The organism is Actinoplanes octamycinicus (genome assembly GCF_014205225.1).
GTDB lineage: Bacteria > Actinomycetota > Actinomycetes > Mycobacteriales > Micromonosporaceae > Actinoplanes > Actinoplanes octamycinicus.
In genome coordinates this window covers 2,650,999-2,669,494 of record NZ_JACHNB010000001.1, presented here as the reverse complement: position 1 = coordinate 2,669,494, position 18,496 = coordinate 2,650,999, and the positions used below count along the sequence as shown (strand labels likewise).

Here is an 18,496-nt window from a genome sequence, read left to right as displayed (position 1 = left end):
CCAGCGGTTACGAGGTAAAACATCCGTTTTGCGAAGTCACCCGTTCGCTTATCGGCTCGCCCCACTCCGCAGGACCAGCGCGCACACCGGAACGGTCGGGCGGGCGTCAGGAAACCGGTCGGCGCCCGGGAAGGGACCAAGCAAGCGCAGGAAACGGGACCAAGCGAGCGCACCCCGAAGGGACCAAGCGAGCGCACCCGGAAGGAACCAAGCGAGCGCACGGGACGGCACCAAGCGAGCACACCCGGGACGGACCGAGCGAGCGCATCGCGAAGGGACCGGTGGACCGCACGGGAAACGCCCGCCGGCCAGCAGGCCGACGGGCGTTCTCCGCGATGCGAGATCAGGCGAGCTTGCGCGCCAGGTTCTCGTCGAGCGCGTTCATGAACTCGTCCGTGGTGAGCCACGGCGCGTCCTTGCTGATCAGCAGGGCCAGGTCCTTGGTCATCTGACCGCCCTCGACGGTCTCGATGCAGACCCGCTCCAGCGTCTCGGCGAACTGGGTGACCTCCGGCGTCCCATCCAGCTTGCCGCGGTGCTTGAGCCCGCCCGTCCACGCGAAGATCGACGCGATCGGGTTGGTCGAGGTCTTCTCGCCCTTCTGCCACTGCCGGTAGTGCCGGGTGACCGTGCCGTGCGCGGCCTCCGCCTCGACGGTCTGGCCGTCCGGGGTCATCAGCACCGACGTCATCAGGCCGAGCGAGCCGAAGCCCTGCGCGACGGTGTCGGACTGCACGTCACCGTCGTAGTTCTTGCAGGCCCAGACGTAGCCACCCTCCCACTTGAGCGCGGCCGCGACCATGTCGTCGATCAGCCGGTGCTCGTAGGTGATCCCCGCGGCGGCGAAGTCAGAGGCGAACTCGGTCTCGAAGATCTCCGCGAACAGGTCCTTGAAGCGGCCGTCGTAGGCCTTCAGGATGGTGTTCTTGGTGGACAGGTAGACCGGGTAGTTGCGGGCCAGGCCGTACCGGAACGAGGCGCGCGCGAAGTCGCGGATCGACTCGTCGAAGTTGTACATCGCCATGCCGACGCCGCCGGCCGGGAAGTCGGCCACGTGCATCTCGATCGGCTCCGACCCGTCCTCCGGGGTGAAGGTGACGGTCATCTTGCCCTTGCTGGGCGCGACGAAGTCGGAGGCCTTGTACTGGTCACCGTGCGCGTGACGGCCGATGATGATCGGCTTGGTCCAGCTCGGCACCAGCCGGGGTACGTTCTTCAGAATGATCGGCTCGCGGAAGACGACACCGCCGAGGATGTTGCGGATGGTGCCGTTCGGCGACCGCCACATCTTCTTCAGGCCGAACTCCTGGACCCGCGCCTCATCCGGGGTGATCGTGGCGCACTTGACGCCGACGCCGTGCCGCTTGATGGCGTTGGCCGAGTCGATCGTCACCTGGTCGTCGGTCTCGTCCCGGTACTGGATCCCGAGGTCGTAGTACTCGAGGTTGACGTCGAGGTAGGGCAGGATCAGCTGCTCACGGATCTGCTTCCAGATGATCCGGGTCATCTCGTCGCCGTCGATCTCCACGACCGGGTTCTTGACCTTGATTTTCGCCATCGGCCGGCGCTCCTCTCCCGAAACACATGCTTAGCAGTACGAGCGTACTGCCCGCCCACTGAAGATCGCCGGGCGGCCCCGAACTGGTGATCTGCCTCTACCATCCCAGGCCATGAAGAGCCCGCGTGCCGATCAGCGATACCGGCCCCGACACGGTGGTGACCGCTTCGCGACGCTCTTCCCAGTGTTGCGCTTCGTCGCCGTGTTCGCAGCGGCGCTGGCCGTCGTCGCCTTCTACGTGGTGACCGGCGAGCACCTCAAGGCCATGGTGCTCGGCCTGGCCCGCGACCTGACCGGCGGCCCGGATCCGGCCATGGCGGCCGCCGCCTGGGCTTTCACGCACCTGCCGATCTGGCTCGCGGCCGCCCTCGCCCTCGGCCTGCGCCGCATCTGGCTCGGCATCCCCCCGTTGCTGCTGCTCGTGCCGATGGCGCCGTTCCTGCCCGGCCGCGGCGAGCGGATCGAGGCCGGGCTGTCCGGTCTGGGCGCGGCCGGCTTCGCGGACGGGCTGCGCTGGGCCGGGTTCGCGCTGATCGCCATCCCGATCATCGGAGTGATCTCCGCCTCGCTGGACGGCCCGAGCTTCCGCCGAGGCGAGCCGGTGGTGACGGCCGATCCCGCCGAGCGGCGGCGGGTGCTCGCCTGCGTGCTGGTCGGCGCGGCGTTCAGCGTGGGCGCGCTGGTCACGGCGGTCACGGTCGCCGGTTGATTCACGATCAGACACTTTCGGTACGCCGCGAGCGCCGCTCGTCACCGGCCGCCACGCGAGCTGAGGCGTACCGGGAAAAGACAAGCGACGCCGGGCCGCCACGCGCGCTGAGGGCGTACCGAAAAAGCAAGCGGCGCCGGACCGCGAGCGGTCCGGCGCCGGAAAGCGAACCTCAATGGTAGAAGTGCCGGGTGCCGGTGAGGTAGACGGTCAGGCCGGCTTTTTCGGCGGCCTCGATCACCAGGTTGTCGCGGATCGAGCCGCCCGGCTGGACGACCGCCTTGACGCCGGCCGCGATCAGCACCTCGAGGCCGTCGGGGAACGGGAAGAACGCGTCCGAGGCGGCCACGCTGCCGGCCGCCCGCTCGGCGCCGGCCCGGTCGACCGCCAGCTTCGCCGAGTCGACCCGGTTGACCTGGCCCATCCCGACGCCGACCGTGGCGCCGTCGCTGGCCAGCAGGATCGCGTTGCTCTTCACGCTGCGGATCGCCCGCCAGGCGAAGACCAGGTCGTTCAGCACCTCGGCGGAGGCGGCCGGGCCGGTGGCCAGGGTCCAGTTCGCCGGGTCGTCGCCGTCGGCGTCGATCCGGTCCGGGGTCTGCACCAGCAGGCCACCCCCGACCTGCTTGAACTCGACTGGCGGCGGGTTCCAGGCCGGGGCGGCCAGCAGCCGCAGGTTCTTCTTCTCCCGGAGGATCTCCAGTGCCTCGGGCGCGTAGGACGGCGCCACGATCACCTCGGTGAAGATTTCCGCGACCTGGCGCGCCAGCTCGACGGTGACCTCGCGGTTGACCGCGATCACGCCGCCGAACGCGGAGACCGGGTCGCACTCGTGCGCCTTGCGGTGTGCCTCGGCCACGTCCGCGCCGATCGCGATGCCACACGGGTTGGCGTGCTTGATGATCGCCACGCACGGGTCGGTGAAGTCGTTGGCGCTGCGCCAGGCCGCGTCGGCGTCGACGTAGTTGTTGTACGACATCTCCTTGCCGTGCAACTGTTCCGCCTGGGCGAGCCCGGGCGCGGCCGACGGGTCGGTGTAAAGGGCCGCTTTCTGGTGCGGGTTCTCGCCGTAGCGGAGCACCGCCGAGCGGCGCAGGGCGAGGCCGGCGAACCGCGGCCACCACTGCTCGTCCGGGGCCAGCTCCTGCGCGGTCCACTCGGCGACCGCGACGTCGTACTCAGCGATCTCGGCGAAGGCGCGGGCGGCCAGGACCTTGCGCTGGGCCAGGGTGAAGCCGCCGTTCTCGATCGCCTCGCGGATCAGCGGGTAACCCTCGGTGGAGACGACGACCGCGACCGACGCGTGGTTCTTCGCCGCCGCGCGGACCATGGCCGGGCCGCCAATGTCGATCTTGGCGATGCACTCCTCCTCGCCGGCCCCCGAGGCGACCGTCTCGGAGAACGGGTAGAGGCTGCTGACCAGCAGGTCGAACGGCTCGATGCCGTGCTCGGCCAGCTCCGCCACGTGGCTCTCCAGCCGCAGGTCGGCGAGCAGACCACCGTGCACCTTCGGGTGCAGGGTCTTGACCCGGTCGCTGAGGATCTCCGGGAAGCCGGTCAGATCCTCCACCCGGGTCACCGGCACACCGGATTTCTCCACGGTCGACGCGGTGGAGCCGGTCGAGACGATCTCCACCCCGGCGGCGTGCAGGGCCTGGGCGAGTTCGACGATCCCCGCCTTGTCCCACACGCTCAGCAGCGCCCGCTTGATCGGCCGCAGACCTTCGGAACTCACGGAATCCGTACCTTCCTGTCTTGAATGGTCCAGCCGTCCCGGACCAGGCGGCCGACGAACTCGACCAGCTGGGCCCGCTCGGCCACCTTGATCCGCTCGGTCAGCGTCTCCTCCGTGTCGTCGTCGAGCACGGGGACGCTGACCTGGGCGATGATCGGTCCGGTGTCGACACCGGCGTCGACGAAGAAGAGGGTCGCGCCGGCCAGCTTCACGCCGTAGGCGAGCGCGTCGCGCGGGCCGTGGATGCCGGGGAAGGCGGGCAGCAGCGCGTTGTGCGTGTTGATGTAGCGGTCGCCGAACGCGTCCAGGAACTGCTTGCCGACCAGTTTCAGGAAGCCGGCCGAGATCACCAGGTCCGGGCGGTGGGCGGCGACGTGCCCGGTGAGCGCGGCATCCCAGTCGTCCCGGGTCGGGTAGGCCTTCACCGAGTCCACGAAGGTGGGGATCCCGGCGGCGGCGGCGATGTCCAGACCGGCGATGCCGTCCCGGTCCGCGCCGACCGCGACCACCTCGGCGCCGTACGCCGGGTCGCGGGTGGCTTCGAGCAGGGCTTGCAGGTTGCTGCCGGACCCGGAGATCAGGACGACCAGGCGGGCGGGCGCGGGCTCAGTCACCCGTGCACCCTATCCGGGCAGCGGTTATCTCCGGCCTTCGGGGCGGCGCGGGAGGCGGTTACTTGCGGCCTTTCGGGCGGCGCGGCGGGTGGAAGGCGCGGGCCGCGGAAGCGCCCGCCAGCACCGCGATCGCGGCGACGATCGAGGTCACCAGCCCCACCTGCGAGGCGGACGGCCCGATCTCGGCCAGCCGGCCGCCGCCGACCGGTCCACCGGAGGCCCAGGCCAGCGCGGCCAGGGTCAGCCCGGCCACCGGCCCGGCCAGCAGGCTCGCGCCGACCAGCAGCGACCAGGCCGGCTCCGGCCCGTCCGCGCCGGACCCGCGGCCCGGGCCCCAGGCGTGCGCCCGGCCGTACCGCAGACGCTGGGTGAGGCCCCAGCCGGCCACCCCGCCGGCGATCACCGGGAGCATCAGCAGCAGCGTGCCGGCCGCGCCGATCGGACCGGCCGGCAGCCCGGCCAGCAGCGGCACGGCGGGCAGGTCACCGACGGTGAACTCGGTCAGCCGGATCACCGAGCCGACGCCCAGCGCGAAACCCGGTCCCAGCAGGTAGGCGGTGGCCCAGATCGCCGCGTTCGCCGCGTAGGCCACGCTGATCAGGGTGATCCCGGCCTGGCCGGCCACCCCGGTGTGATAGGCGGAGAGGATCTTCGCGGCGTCGCCACCGCCGAGCGCCACCGACAGGCCGCCGACCGCGGCGCCGGCGCCGACCATCAAGAAGGCCCCGACCAGGCCGGTGCGCACCCCGTGCCGGAGCACCGGCGGGACCCGGCGGGCCAGCGTGGTCACCGCGTCGCTGCCGCGCAGCGCGCCGATCAGCGCCCCGCACAGGCCGACGAGCAGGAAGTGCACCGCGGCGTTCGCGGTGGAGACCTGGGTGCCGCGGCCGTCGGTCAGCTGGGCGGTCAGGGCGCCGATTCCCGCGTACGCCACCGCGACGCCCGTGGCCACCAGCAGCGCCGACCCGATCGAGCCGGAACCCCGCGCCCCGATCGCCCGGGTGACGTGCAGCCCGGCCCGGTTCAGCCGCCACACCACCAGCCCGGTGAGCAGCAGCGGGGCCAGCCCGAGCGGGCCGAGCGAGGTGCCGATCGGCACGCCGTGCCCGAGCAACCAGGCGGCCGCCCCGGCCCGGGCCGCGCCGAGCAGCCCGCCGGCGCCCTCCAGCGTGCGGGCCAGCCCGAGCACCGCGGCGACCGGCACGTAGGTGAGCAGCGCGGCCCAGAGCGTGGCGAAGAGCACCGCCACCGGCAGCGGCGCACCGCGGCGCGGCTCGGGACGGCGCGGGGCGGGGACCCGGACGGTCTCCCGGCGGCCGAGCATCGCCTCGTCGACGACGACGGTGTCCCGGTTCTCCTCGTCCCGGTCCGGCGCGACGTCCAGTGGCTCGGTGTCCCGCACCACGGATTGCAGCGCCTCGGCGACCGCGAACGGGTCTTCCGAGCCGCCGGGACGGTCGGTTGTGCTGGACATCGCGACTACCTTGTCACGCCGCGACGCTCACGGCGATGCAGAAACAGCGGCGCGCCGCCGATCGGGTCGCATCGACCTGATCGACGGCGCGCCGTCCGTGCTGTGCTCAGCTCATGACCTCGCGCATGAGCTGCGCGGTCTCGCTCGGCGTCTTGCCGACCTTGACGCCGGCCGCCTCGAGCGCCGCCTTCTTCGCGTCGGCGGTGCCGGCCGAGCCGGAGATGATCGCGCCGGCGTGACCCATGGTCTTGCCGGGCGGGGCGGTGAAGCCGGCGATGTAGCCGACCACCGGCTTGGTCACGTTCGCCTTGATGAACTCGGCGGCCCGCTCCTCGGCGTCGCCACCGATCTCACCGATCATGACGATCGCGTCGGTCTCCGGGTCCTCCTGGAAGGCCTTCAGCGCGTCGATGTGCGTGGTGCCGATGATCGGGTCACCACCGATGCCCACCGCCGTGGAGAAGCCGAACTCGCGGAGCTCGTACATCAGCTGGTAGGTCAGCGTGCCGCTCTTGCTGACCAGGCCGATCCGGCCCTGCGGGGTGATGTCGGCCGGGATGATGCCGGCGTTCGACGCGCCCGGCGAGGCGATGCCCGGGCAGTTCGGGCCGATGATCCGGGTCTTCTGCCCCTTGGCCACGTTGTACGCCCAGAAGGACGCCGAGTCCTGCACCGGGACGCCCTCGGTGATCACCACGGCGAGCGGGATCTCGGCGTCGATCGCCTCGACCACCGCGGCCTTGGTGAACGCCGGCGGCACGAAGATCACCGATACGTCCGCGCCGGTCTCCTTGATCGCCTCGGCGACCGTGGCGAACACCGGCAGCTCGGTGCCGTCGAAGTCCACCTTGGTGCCGGCCTTGCGCGGGTTCACGCCGCCGACCACCTGGGTGCCCGCGGCGAGCATCCGCTTGGTGTGCTTGGAGCCCTCACCACCGGTGATGCCCTGGACGATGACCTTGGAGTCCTTGGTGAGCCAGATAGCCATTAGTTCACTTCCCCGCAGCCGCGAGCTCGGCGGCCTTCTCTGCCGCTCCGTCCATCGTGTCGACCCGCGTGACGAGCGGGTTGTTGGCGCCGTCGAGGATGGCCCGACCGGCCTCGGCGTTGTTGCCGTCCAGCCGCACGACCAGCGGCTTGGTCACCGTCTCGCCGCGCTCGGCGAGCAGGGCCAGCGCCTGGATGATGCCGTTGGCCACCGCGTCACAGGCGGTGATGCCGCCGAAGACGTTCACGAAGACCGACTTCACCGACGGGTCGCCGAGGACGATCTCCAGGCCGTTCGCCATCACCTGGGCGCTCGCGCCACCGCCGATGTCGAGGAAGTTGGCCGGCTTGACGCCGCCGTGCCGCTCACCCGCGTACGCCACCACGTCCAGGGTCGACATGACCAGGCCCGCGCCGTTGCCGATGATGCCGACCTCGCCGTCGAGCTTGACGTAGTTGAGGTTCTTGGCCTTGGCCGCCTGCTCGATCGGGTCGACCGCGGACTTGTCCTCGAGCGCCTCGTGGTCGGGGTGCCGGAAGCCGGCGTTCTCGTCCAGCGTGACCTTGGCGTCCAGCGCCAGCACCCGGCCGTCGCCCACCTTGGCCAGCGGGTTGACCTCGACCAGCAGGGCGTCCTCGGCGACGAACGCCTGCCACAGCTTCACCGCGATGTCGACGACCTGGTCGGCGACGTCGGCCGGGAACTTGGCGGCGGTGACGATCTCCCGCGCCGTCGCCTCGTCCACGCCCTTGCTCGCGTCGATCGCGATCTTGGCGACCCGCTCCGGGTCCTCCTCGGCGACCGTCTCGATCTCCATACCGCCGGCCACGCTGGCGATGCAGAGGAAGGTCCGGTTCGCGCGGTCGAGCAGGTAGGAGAAGTAGTACTCCTCCTTGATGTCGGCCGTCTCGGCCAGCATCACCTTGTGGACCGTGTGGCCCTTGATGTCCATGCCCAGGATGTCGGTGGCGCGCGCCTCGGCCTCGTCCGCGCCGTCGGCCAGCTTGACGCCGCCGGCCTTGCCCCGGCCGCCGACCTTGACCTGCGCCTTGACGACGACCTTGCCGCCCAGCCGCTCGGCGATCGCCCGGGCCTCCTGCGGGGTCTCGGCGACACCGCCGCCCAGCACGGGCAGCCCGTGCCGTTCGAACAGGTCGCGCCCCTGATACTCGAACAGGTCCACGTGTCTCCTTTCGCTCGCGACGCCAAGCGCCGGCAAGCCGCACCATTGCGTCCCGACCTGTTGTGTGCGCGGCGCGTCGCAGCGGCGCCGCCAGCGTGAGGATCGTCCGGCCACCCAAATGGCCGTCATCCGCAGACTAGCGACCTAAACGGGCTCTGTGCCCGCGCGGGTACACGGTGTGCAAGACCACACACCAGAGGGACGAAATCGCAGCTCCGGGACGGTTGGCACGGCCGTGCGCCGAGTGACCGGAGTGACTGCCCGGCAACTGGTCGGAAAAAGTCATGGATGCACGCGTAACCCCGCCGAGAAGGGCGTCGTTGAGTGTGATGTCAGCGAGGTGCTACACGGGCCCGCGGATGAGAACGGCCGATGCCCTGTCGGTCGAGGGGTGGCGGCGGGGCATCGCGCATAGAGGGGCCGGACGTGTGAGGGGTGCGTCCGGCCTCTCCCTTTTTCTGTTTGCCGGCTCCGGCTCAGCCGACCTGGGTCCCCACATTGGCGCGGACCCATTCGATGATGGATGCCGTGGTCGCACCCGGCGTGAATACCTTGGCTACGCCGAGTGATTCCAATTCCGTGATGTCGTCCTCCGGAATGATGCCGCCGCCGAATACCACGATGTCCGCGGCATCACGCTCCGCCAACAGTTCCATCACGCGGCGGAACAACGTCATGTGCGCCCCGGAGAGGATCGACAGGCCGACCGCGTCCGCGTCCTCCTGGATCGCGGTCTCGACGATCTGCTCGGGCGTCTGGTGCAGCCCGGTGTAGACGACTTCCATGCCGGCGTCGCGGAGCGCCCGGGCGACCACCTTGGCTCCCCGGTCGTGCCCGTCCAGCCCGGGCTTGGCGACGACGACCCTGATCCGTGCTTGCATGCTGACCCCTCCACACCGGGGACCTCGACGTCCCACCTGAACGAACGGTAACCCGAGCCCCCGGGCCCCGGACAGCGCCTCCGGCCACGACACGGCCAGGTAATGGTTAGCCCGGTCACATTACTTTCCGTTTTATAGGTGATCACACACCGTCGCTAATCTCCCCCTAAGGAAAGGTAACCAATTCGGACAATAGCTGATCAATACCGGCGTGGAACTGTCACGAAAATGGCGCTGCGACTTGTGACCCGGCAGTCGTTTCGTTACCGTGGCCACGGCTGTCGCACAGGTTCACCCCCCAGCGACCGCCCGGCCAACACTCGTTAACCGCTTGCGCGGGGCCATGAGCGTGCCGCCGCAATGCCACCGACGGAGGGTCCTTCGTGCGCCAGCGCTTGTCGTCTGAGCCCGATCGCTATCGCGGCCGACGCCGTGTGCCGACCCCTCCCCGCAGCCGCTACGCCGCAGTCGTCACCTCCGCCTTCGTCGGCGCCGGTGTGGTCGCCCTCGGCGCGGCCTCGAACCTGCCGGACGCCAAGACGGTCAGCCCGGACATCCTGTCCAGCCTGGACCAGTCCCAGGTCGCCACGGACGCGCTGCAGAGCCGCGCCGGTGACCAGACCCGCGCCTCCCGCTCGGAGAGCCGGGACACCGCCGCCAAGGCGAACGACAAGCTGACCGACGAGCAGGCGGCCGCCGAGGTCTACCTGCTCCCGCTGGACGACTACCAGTTCACCTCGGCGTTCGGGGTCCGGTTCGGCAAGCTGCACGCCGGCATCGACCTGGCCGCCCCGGACGGCACGCCGTACAAGTCGATCCACGCCGGCACGGTCACCGCGGCCGGGTACAACGGCGGTTACGGCTACTCGATCACCGTCCAGCAGGACGACGGCACCGAGGTCATCTACGCCCACTCCCGGCGCCTGCTGGTGAAAAAGGGCGACGCGGTCAAGGCCGGCCAGGTGATCGGCGAGGTCGGCAACACCGGTTATTCGTACGGCACGCACCTGCACCTGGAGATCCACGTCGGCGGCAAGCCGGTCGACCCGATCACCTTCCTCAAGCCGCACGGCGTCGACATCCAGCTCCAGATGGAGTCGGTCTACGCCGGCATGGCCGCCGCCGAGGCCGCTTCCTGATCTGCCCGGGTTCTACCCGGTTGCGAGTCGGTTGAACCGGCCGCCACACCCCTCAGCGCCCTCCGCCCCGGGCCGACAGAACCGTGACAGCACTGATCACGGACGTCGGAAGGGGAATCTCGCGTGGCGCAGACCTCGGCATCGGAGAGCACCGGACGGCACCGGCAGGAGCGCCTCCGCCGGCACCGCGCCCCGGCTTTCCCGGCCCTCTTCGCCACCCGCAGCCGCTCCGCGCTCTCGGTGACCGCGCTGACCGCCACCCTGGCCACCGGTGTCGGCGTGGCCGGCGCCGCGGCCTCGGCCGCGCCAGTCGGGCAGGTCTCCACCGAGCAGCACACCGCCGCGCACGCCCCGGCCGCCCTGCCGATCGTCCCGCCGTCCGGTGACCAGGCCCCGGCCAAGACCCACCCCCGGCAGCCGGCCCGGACCGGCGCCGCCATCGTGCCCGCCGCGGTCCAGCGGAAGGAGAAGACGGTGGCGACGACTGGCGCCGCCTGGGTCAACCCGAACCCGGCCGCCCGGGTCACCTCCTGCTTCGGCCCGCGCTGGGGCCGGCTGCACGCCGGCGTCGACCTGGCCGGCCCGGACGGCACCCCGATCGTCGCGGCCGGCGCCGGCGTGGTGGTCGCGGCCGGCATGGCCCAGGGATACGGCAACGCCATCCTGATCGACCACGGCGACGGCTGGCTCACCCATTACGGCCACCTGTCCCGGATCGCGGTGGCCGTCGGCCAGACGGTGCGGGCCGGGCAGCAGATCGGCGACGAGGGCTCGACCGGGCACTCCACCGGCCCGCACCTGCACTTCGAGGTGCACCGGGGGCACTACAAGAACCCGGTCGAGCCGACCGCGTGGATGCACGAGCACGGCGTGGACATCCCGGGGTGCGGCGGGTACTGACCCCGTACCCGAAAAGGGTCTAGATCTTCTCGATCGGGGCGTGCCGCAGGATCAGCCACATCACCTGGTCGCCGAAGTCGATCTGGGCGCGAGCGCCCGGGCCCTGGCCCTCCACCACGACCACCCGGCCGAGCCCGTAGCGCTGGTGGTTGACCCGGTCGCCGGGCGCCACCTTCGGCGTCTGCTTGAGCTCGCTGGCGGTGGCCAGCTTGCTGCCGTCGATGCCGAGCCGCTCGGCGATGCGCTGCGCCTTGGGCGTGCCCCCGGCGAAGCCGCCGCCGCGCTGCCGGTCCCCGCCGCCGCGGCCGCCCACCCCGCCACCGGTGCCCGACCAGGACGTGTACGACCCGCCGGTGCGCTCCCAGCGGACCAGCTCGGCCGGCAGCTCGTCGGTGAACCGGGACGGCGGGTTGTACTGCGGCTGGCCCCACGCCGACCGGGTCACCGCCCGGGACAGGTAGAGCCGCTGCCGGGCCCGGGTGATCCCGACATAGGCCAGCCGGCGCTCCTCCTCCAGCTCCGAGTTGTCCGACATCGCCCGCATGTGCGGGAAGACGCCGTCCTCCAGGCCGGTCAGGAAGACCACCGGGAACTCCAGGCCTTTCGCGGTGTGCAGGGTCATCAGGGTGACCACACCCTGGTGGTCGGGGTCGTCGGTGGGGATCTGGTCGGCGTCGGCGACCAGGGCCACCTGCTCCAGGAAGCCGGCCAGCGTGGCGGACGGGGCCTCCGGGTCCTCCTCGTCCTGCTGCGACTCCACCCGCTCGGTGTACTCCCGGGCGACGCTGACCAGCTCCTGCAGGTTCTCCACCCGGCCCTGGTCCTGCGGGTCGAGGCTCTCCTCCAGCTCGCTGAGCAGGCCGGAACGCTGCAGCACCGACTCCAGCACCTCCTCCGGCGGGGCGGTCAGCGACAGCTCCCGCAGGTCGTCGAGCAGCTGCACGAAGTCGGCGATGCTGTTGGCCGCCCGGGTGGAGATGCCGGGCGCGGACCGGGCGTGCCGCAGCGCCTGGCCGAACGAGATCCGGTCCCGGGTCGACAGCGCCTCCACGCACGCCTCGGCCCGGTCGCCGATCCCGCGTTTCGGCGTGTTCAGCACCCGGCGGACGCTGACCGTGTCGTCCTCGTTCACGATCGCGCGCAGGTAGGCCAGCGCGTCGCGGACCTCCTTGCGCTCGTAGAAGCGCACCCCGCCGACCACCTTGTAGGGCAGGCCGACCCGGATGAACACCTCCTCGAACACCCGGGACTGGTTGTTGGTGCGGTAGAAGACCGCCACGTCGCCGGGGCGCACCTCGTGCCGGTCGGCGAGCCGGTCGATCTCCCGGGCCACCCAGTCCGCCTCGGCGTGCTCGGTGTCCGCCACGTAGCCGACGATCTGCTCGCCGGCGCCCTGGTCGCTCCAGAGCCGCTTGGGCTTGCGCGAGGTGTTCCGGTCGATCACCGCGTTGGCCGCGGAGAGGATGGTCTGGGTGGACCGGTAGTTCTGCTCCAGCAGGATGGTCCGGGCGTCCGGGTAGTCGCGCTCGAACTCCAGGATGTTGCGGATCGTCGCGCCGCGGAACGCGTAGATCGACTGGTCGGCGTCACCGACCACGCACAGCTCCGACGGGTCCTCGGTGCCGACCAGCTCACGGATCAGCGTGTACTGCGCGTGGTTGGTGTCCTGGTACTCGTCGACCAGGACGTGCCGGAACCGCCGGCGGTAGGCCTCGGCGACCAGCGGGTGCGACTGGAACAGGTGCACCACGGCCATGATGATGTCGTCGAAGTCCAGCGCGTGCGCCTCTTTCAGCCGGCGCTGGTAGAGCTCGTAGGCCTCGGCGACGGCCCGCTCGTTCGGCCCTTTCGCCCGCTGCTTGAACTCCTCCGGGTCGACCAGCTCGTTCTTCAGGTTCGACACCTGGGCGGCCAGGCCCCGGGCGGTGTAGCGCTTCGGGTCCAGGTCGAGCTCGCGGGCCACCATCTGCATCAGCCGGCGGGAGTCGTCCGCGTCGTAGATCGAGAAGGTGCTTTTCAGCCCGGCGTGCTCGTGCTCGGCGCGCAGGATCCGGACACAGGCCGAGTGGAAGGTCGACACCCACATCAACCGGGCGCGCGGGCCGACCAGGTGGGCCACCCGCTCCTTCATCTCGCCGGCCGCCTTGTTGGTGAACGTGATCGCGATGATCTCGCCGGGGTGCACGTCCCGCTTGGCCAGCAGGTAGGCGATCCGGTGGGTGAGCACCCGGGTCTTGCCGGAGCCCGCGCCGGCCACGATCAGCAGCGGGCCGCCGGCGTGGGTGACCGCGTCCCGCTGCGGGCCGTTCAGCCCCTCCAGCAGCGACTCCGGGTCGACCGACCGGCGTGCCTGCGGAGCCCGCGGGGCCAGCCGGACCGGCGGCGGCGCCGGGGCCGGCGGGGCCGCCGTGGGCAGCGGGAACAGGGCGTCATCGGGAGAATCTGAGGAAGGTCGCATCGCGGGAGCCAGTGTATGCCGACCCCCTGACACGGAATCGCCCTGGAACGCCTCGACATCGGTGATCAGCAATCGACTTGTCACCCCGAAGTGGTAGCGCCGTCTTCCCGGATCCACCAGGCTGAGCGAGTTGACTGATCGTCCACATCGATCGGGAGGATCGAAGCTCATGCCATCCGCACTGCGGCGGCGCGTCGCCGTACCAGCGGTCGCGCTGGCTGTCGCCGGCACGCTCACCGCCCTGCCCACCGCCCGGCCCGCGGCCGCCGCGCCGCCCGCCGAGTTCGCCCCGGTGACCGCCGCGTACGGCGCGACCACCGGCGGCTCGCTGGTGAAGGGCCAGTTCCTCAGCTACAACGACTTCCACGGCGCGATCGACCCGCCGACCGGCAGCGGCGCGGTGGTCAACGCCAGCGGCACCAGCACCCCGGCCGGCGGTGTGGAATACCTCGCGACGTACCTGAAGAGGTTGCGCGCCGAGGCGAAGCAGGAGGGCCGGGTAACCACCACGGTCGGCGCCGGCGACCTGATCGGGGCCACCCCGCTGGTCAGCGCGGCGTTCCACGACGAGCCGACGATCGAGCTGATGAACACGGTCGGCCTGCAGGTCAGCTCGGTGGGCAACCACGAGTTCGACGAGGGCGTGGACGAGCTGATCCGGATGCAGCGCGGCGGCTGCCACCCGGTCGACGGCTGCCAGGACGGCGACGGCTTCGGCGGCGCCGAGTTCAGCTATCTGGCCGCGAACACCATCGACAACAAGACCGGCAAGCCGATCCTGCCGCCGGTCGACATCCGGTTCGTCGGCGGCGTGCCGGTCGGCTTCATCGGCATGACCCTGGAGGGCACGGCCGGCATCGTGAACCCGGCCGGGATCAAGAACGTGCACTTCACCGACGAGGTGGCGACCGCGAACAAGTGGAGCCGGGTGCTCAAGCTGTTCGGGGTCAAGGCCCAGGTGCTGCTGCTGCACGAGGGCGGCTCGCAGGGCACGGCCACGCCCACCCCGGGCGTCTCCGACTGCGTGAACTTCTCCGGCGCGGTGGTGCCGATCGTGGCCGGGCTGAACCCGGAGATCAGCATCGTGGTGTCCGGGCACACCCACCGGTTCTACTCCTGCAAGCTGCCGAACTCGGCCGGCAAGGACACCGTGGTGACCAGCGCCGGCACCAACGGCCAGCTGATCACCGACATCGACTACGCGCTGGACCGGCGCACCGGCCGGTTCGCCGAGATCACCGCGAAGAACGTGATCGTGGAGAACGGCGTGCCGGACGGCAACGGCGGCTGGAAGAAGGACGCGTCCGGCGCCTACCTGAAGAACCCGGACACCGTCGACCCGGCCGCGAAGCAGGTCGCCGACAAGTACCGCACCGCGGTCGCCCCGATCGCCAACAAGCTGGTCGGCGCGATCACCGGCGACATCGTGCGGACGAACAACGCGGCCGGCGAGAGCCCGCTCGGCGACGTGATCGCCGACGCCCAGCTGCGGTACACGACCGGCGCCGGGGCCCAGCTCGCGCTGATGAACCCGGGCGGCATCCGCGCCGACCTGGACGCCGACCAGTCGTCCGGCGGCGAGGCCTACGGCCAGGTCACCTACGGCGAGGCGTTCACCGTCCAGCCGTTCAACAACCTGGTCACCACCGAGCCGCTCACCGGCGCCCAGCTCAAGGAGGCCCTGGAGCAGCAGTTCGCCGGCTACCAGGGGCAGACCACCACGAAGATCCTGCAGGTCTCGGCGGGCTTCACCTACACCTGGAGCGCCTCGGCCCCGCTCGGCGCCAAGGTCAGCAACCTGGCGCTGAACGGCACCCCGATCGACCCGGCCGCCACCTACCAGGTCACCATGAACAACTTCCTGGCCAACGGCGGTGACGGCTTCAGCAAGCTGGTCGTCGACCCGTCGCTGGTGGTGACCGCGCCCGGCTTCGACGTGGACGCGCTCACCGCGTACCTCGGCACCGGCACCATCCCGCCGGGCCCGGCCAACCGGATCACCACGATCCCCTGATTCGACCGCTCTCCCCCGCGGCCCGGCCTTCGCGCCGGGCCGTTTCTCTTCCCTTCCGGTACGCCGCTCTTCCCTTCGCGGTACGCCGCAGGCACCGCCCCGGCCGCTTCCACCGCCACCGCCGCGGCCGGTGTCCCATCGTTCGGGCGGTTTCCTTGCGGGGCGGTCCGGCCGGGGGGCATACTCGGCTCGTGATCCAGCAGGCGCGATTTTTTTACTACGGCACCGGAAGTCCGGCAGCCGTAGGTCGCCCCTGATCGACAGACCTACTTCAAGCCCCGGGCTCCCACAGGCCCGGGGCTTGTTGCTTCCCGGGCCGGGCTGTCCGGGGCGATGAGCACCCGAGGAGCACGACATGACCGCCGACGTGATGGACCAGTCCACCAACGCCGAGAAGTCCCTCAGCGCTGACCACTCCGCCATCGCCGAGAAGTCCCCCACCGCCACAATTCCCCTGGGCGCCGCGCCTTCCCCGGCCGCCGCTACTTCCCCGGGTGCCGCCGCCTCGCCGGGAGCCGCTACTTCTCCGGGCGCTGGTGCCTCCCTGGGCGCTGCTGCCTCCCCGGGCGCCGCTACTTCCCCGGGCGCTGCTGCCTCCCCGGGCGCCGCGCTTGACCAGTCCACCGGCGCCGCCAAGCCGCTGGCCGCCGACGAGATCCGCGGCATGCGGGAGCGGATCGACGAGATCGACCAGGCCATCATCGACCTCTGGCAGGAGCGCTCCCGCCTCTCCCAGGAGGTCGGCAAGACCCGGATGGCCTCCGGCGGCACCCGCCTGGTCCTGGCCCGCGAGCGCGAGATCGTCGAGCGCTTCCGCACCGCCCTCGGCCCGGACGGCACCCAGGTCGCCCTCCTCCTGCTCCGCTCCGGCCGCGGCCCCCTGTAGGCACCTCGGACCGACGCCGAGTGGCGTGCACCCCGTGCTGCGCACGCCACCAGGCCAAACCGTCCCCCGGCGCCGGCAAGCGTTGTCCACACTGGCGGCCGATCCACAGCCCGCCCTTTCGCCCACCCAAAATTTCGCCACACTGGCCAGCGGGGGCTCCCCCTTGGGTGGGCGGGCTGGACGAGTGGGCGGGCGAGGGGCGACTTCGATGTCGCCTCGGACAGCGACCACGCTTCGATGTCGCCTCGGACAGCGACCACGCACAGAGCGCCCGGACAGCGACCAACGACGGAACGCCTCGGACAGCGACCACCCACGGAACGCCCCGGACAACAACCACCCACAGCGCCCGGACAGCGACCGCCCACGCAGCGCCCGGACAGCGACCGCCCACGCAGCGCCCCGAACAGCAACCCCCACACAGCGCCCCGGACAGCGACCGCCCACGCAGCGCCCCGAACAGCGACCACCCACGGAGAATGAAGGGTGCGGCGATCGCTCTGGACGCGCCAGCGGCCAGATCGCCGTGCCCGGCCCGCGCTACTTAAAGAGAATTTGGTGTACGACCGCGGCCCGGCCAGGCTTGGTCGAGGTGATCGGTAGGGTGCTCAGGCCCGCGCTGCCCACTCATATGGCGGGGTGTGGCTCTCTCCCGGCTTGGACCCTGCCGGTCACCGTGGCGCGGAGTGGCTGAAGAGGGGTTTGCCCAGCTGTAAGTAGCGTTGCCCTCCCGCTGGTGTGGTTCTGCCGCGACGACGGGAAGGTCAACGGGTACATGGGTCAGCTGATCATTGGAGTCGATCCGCACAAGCGGTCCGCGACGATCGAGATCATCAACGAGCGTGAACAGGTGCTGGCCCGTGGCAGGTACGGCACCGACACCGGTGGCTACCAGCAGATGCTCGCCGCCGGCCGCCGTCACGCCGGCCGGGTGTGGGCGGTCGAGGGCTGTAACGGCATCGGCCGGCACCTGGCCCAGCGGCTGGTCGCCGACGGCGAAACCGTGCTGGACGTCCCGGCGAAACTCGCCGCGAAAGCCCGCAACTTTGACACCGGGCACGGCCGTAAAACCGACGGTCACGACGCGCACCACATCGCGGTGACCGCCCTGCGCACCCCGGGCCTGCGCCGCGTTCACGCCGACGGCGCCACCGTCGCGCTGCGGCTGCTGGCCGACCGCCGCGACCAGCTCGGTGTCGCCCGCACCGAGACCATCAACCGGCTGCACCAGCTACTGCTCGAACTGATCCCCGGCGGCGCGAAGAAGAACCTGACCACCGACCAGGCCCGCACCCTGCTCGAACGCGTCAGCGTCCCGGCCGGCGACATCGTCACCGCCACCCGCTATCAGCTGGCCGGCGACCTGGCCGACGAGCTCACCACCCTGGACACCAAGATCAAAGCAGCCAACCGGCAGCTGAAGACCGTGCTGGCCGCCACCGGCACCCAGCTGACCAGCCTCAACGGCATCGGCCCCTCCGGCGCCGCCCGCCTGCTCGGCGACATCGGCGACATCAGCCGCTTCCCGACCCGCGGGCACTTCGCCACCTGGAACGGCACCGCCCCCATCGACGTGTCCTCCGGCGACAACCATCATCACCGGCTCAACCGGGCCGGGAACCGGCGCATCAACCGGGTCCTGCACATCATGGCCATCACCCAGCTCCGCTTCGACACCCCCGGCCGCGCCTACTACCAGCGCAAACGCGCCGAAGGCAAAACCGCGATGGAAGCCATGCGAGCGTTGAAACGACGCCTGTCCGACACCGTCTACCGCCAAATGATCAAAGACGACCACACGGCACAACAGACAGCGACGGGTCCGGGAGGACACACGGGGGCGACTCTGAACTCCAGCGCGGCCGACCCAAACCCCAAGATCGACACTTCGGAAAAGTCACAACCCGGACCCGCCAACCACCACCCTAAAACACCCCTCACACCAACCCCTTGACAG

Annotated in this window: 14 protein-coding genes; 6 read left to right on the top strand and 8 right to left on the bottom strand. The window is 70.8% G+C overall.

Features of this window, described 5'->3' with window-relative positions:
• Positions 1-343: 343 nt before the first annotated feature.
• Complete coding sequence (locus tag BJY16_RS12080) at positions 344-1,558, bottom strand: NADP-dependent isocitrate dehydrogenase (RefSeq protein WP_185039550.1); 1,215 nt, start codon at positions 1,556-1,558, stop codon at positions 344-346.
• A gap of 112 nt (positions 1,559-1,670) precedes the next feature.
• Here BJY16_RS12080 and BJY16_RS12075 point away from each other — a divergent pair, with 112 nt between their 5' ends.
• Entirely contained in the window at positions 1,671-2,267 is a 597-nt protein-coding gene (locus BJY16_RS12075; protein ID WP_185039549.1) for a hypothetical protein, read from the top strand.
• 172 nt (positions 2,268-2,439) lie between these two features.
• Here the strand turns inward: BJY16_RS12075 and purH are convergent, their stop codons facing one another.
• From purH to icmB, 6 genes are all read right to left on the bottom strand, one after another.
• On the bottom strand, positions 2,440-4,002 hold the full coding sequence (gene purH, locus BJY16_RS12070) for a bifunctional phosphoribosylaminoimidazolecarboxamide formyltransferase/IMP cyclohydrolase (RefSeq protein WP_185039548.1): 1,563 nt from the start codon (positions 4,000-4,002) through the stop codon (positions 2,440-2,442).
• On the bottom strand, positions 3,999-4,616 hold the full coding sequence (purN, locus tag BJY16_RS12065; protein ID WP_185039547.1) for a phosphoribosylglycinamide formyltransferase: 618 nt from the start codon (positions 4,614-4,616) through the stop codon (positions 3,999-4,001). The genes purH and purN overlap by 4 nt, the downstream gene beginning before the upstream one ends.
• 58 nt (positions 4,617-4,674) lie before the next feature.
• Positions 4,675-6,090: a cell division protein PerM gene (locus tag BJY16_RS12060; protein WP_239177601.1), complete on the bottom strand. Its 1,416-nt coding sequence runs from the start codon at positions 6,088-6,090 to the stop codon at positions 4,675-4,677.
• 106 nt (positions 6,091-6,196) lie between these two features.
• A complete protein-coding gene (gene sucD, locus BJY16_RS12055; protein WP_185039546.1) occupies positions 6,197-7,078 on the bottom strand; it encodes a succinate--CoA ligase subunit alpha in 882 nt (293 codons plus the stop codon).
• 4 nt (positions 7,079-7,082) lie between these two features.
• Entirely contained in the window at positions 7,083-8,261 is a 1,179-nt protein-coding gene (gene sucC, locus BJY16_RS12050; protein ID WP_185039545.1) for an ADP-forming succinate--CoA ligase subunit beta, read from the bottom strand.
• 476 nt (positions 8,262-8,737) lie between these two features.
• Complete coding sequence (gene icmB / locus BJY16_RS12045; RefSeq protein WP_185039544.1) at positions 8,738-9,142, bottom strand: coenzyme B12-dependent isobutyryl CoA mutase small subunit; 405 nt, start codon at positions 9,140-9,142, stop codon at positions 8,738-8,740.
• 383 nt (positions 9,143-9,525) lie between these two features.
• Here icmB and BJY16_RS12040 point away from each other — a divergent pair, with 383 nt between their 5' ends.
• Both BJY16_RS12040 and BJY16_RS12035 read left to right on the top strand, forming a co-directional pair.
• Positions 9,526-10,281: a M23 family metallopeptidase gene (locus BJY16_RS12040; protein WP_185039543.1), complete on the top strand. Its 756-nt coding sequence runs from the start codon at positions 9,526-9,528 to the stop codon at positions 10,279-10,281.
• Positions 10,282-10,404: 123 nt separating this feature from the next.
• Positions 10,405-11,181 (top strand): M23 family metallopeptidase, encoded by a 777-nt coding sequence (locus tag BJY16_RS12035; RefSeq protein WP_185039542.1) that lies wholly within the window; start codon positions 10,405-10,407, stop codon positions 11,179-11,181.
• Positions 11,182-11,200: 19 nt separating this feature from the next.
• On the opposite strand, the gene pcrA is transcribed toward BJY16_RS12035, so the two are convergent.
• Entirely contained in the window at positions 11,201-13,606 is a 2,406-nt protein-coding gene (gene pcrA / locus BJY16_RS12030) for a DNA helicase PcrA (RefSeq protein WP_444978783.1), read from the bottom strand.
• Positions 13,607-13,808: 202 nt separating this feature from the next.
• On the opposite strand from pcrA, the gene BJY16_RS12025 reads away from it, so the two are divergent.
• The 3 genes from BJY16_RS12025 (at position 13,809) to BJY16_RS12015 (ending at position 18,493) form a co-directional block, all read left to right on the top strand.
• On the top strand, positions 13,809-15,653 hold the full coding sequence (locus BJY16_RS12025) for a bifunctional metallophosphatase/5'-nucleotidase (RefSeq protein ID WP_185039540.1): 1,845 nt from the start codon (positions 13,809-13,811) through the stop codon (positions 15,651-15,653).
• A 544-nt stretch (positions 15,654-16,197) separates the two neighbouring features.
• On the top strand, positions 16,198-16,539 hold the full coding sequence (locus BJY16_RS12020) for a chorismate mutase (RefSeq protein ID WP_185046405.1): 342 nt from the start codon (positions 16,198-16,200) through the stop codon (positions 16,537-16,539).
• Positions 16,540-17,275: 736 nt separating this feature from the next.
• Complete coding sequence (locus tag BJY16_RS12015; RefSeq protein WP_311775285.1) at positions 17,276-18,493, top strand: IS110 family RNA-guided transposase; 1,218 nt, start codon at positions 17,276-17,278, stop codon at positions 18,491-18,493.
• Positions 18,494-18,496 lie beyond the last annotated feature (3 nt).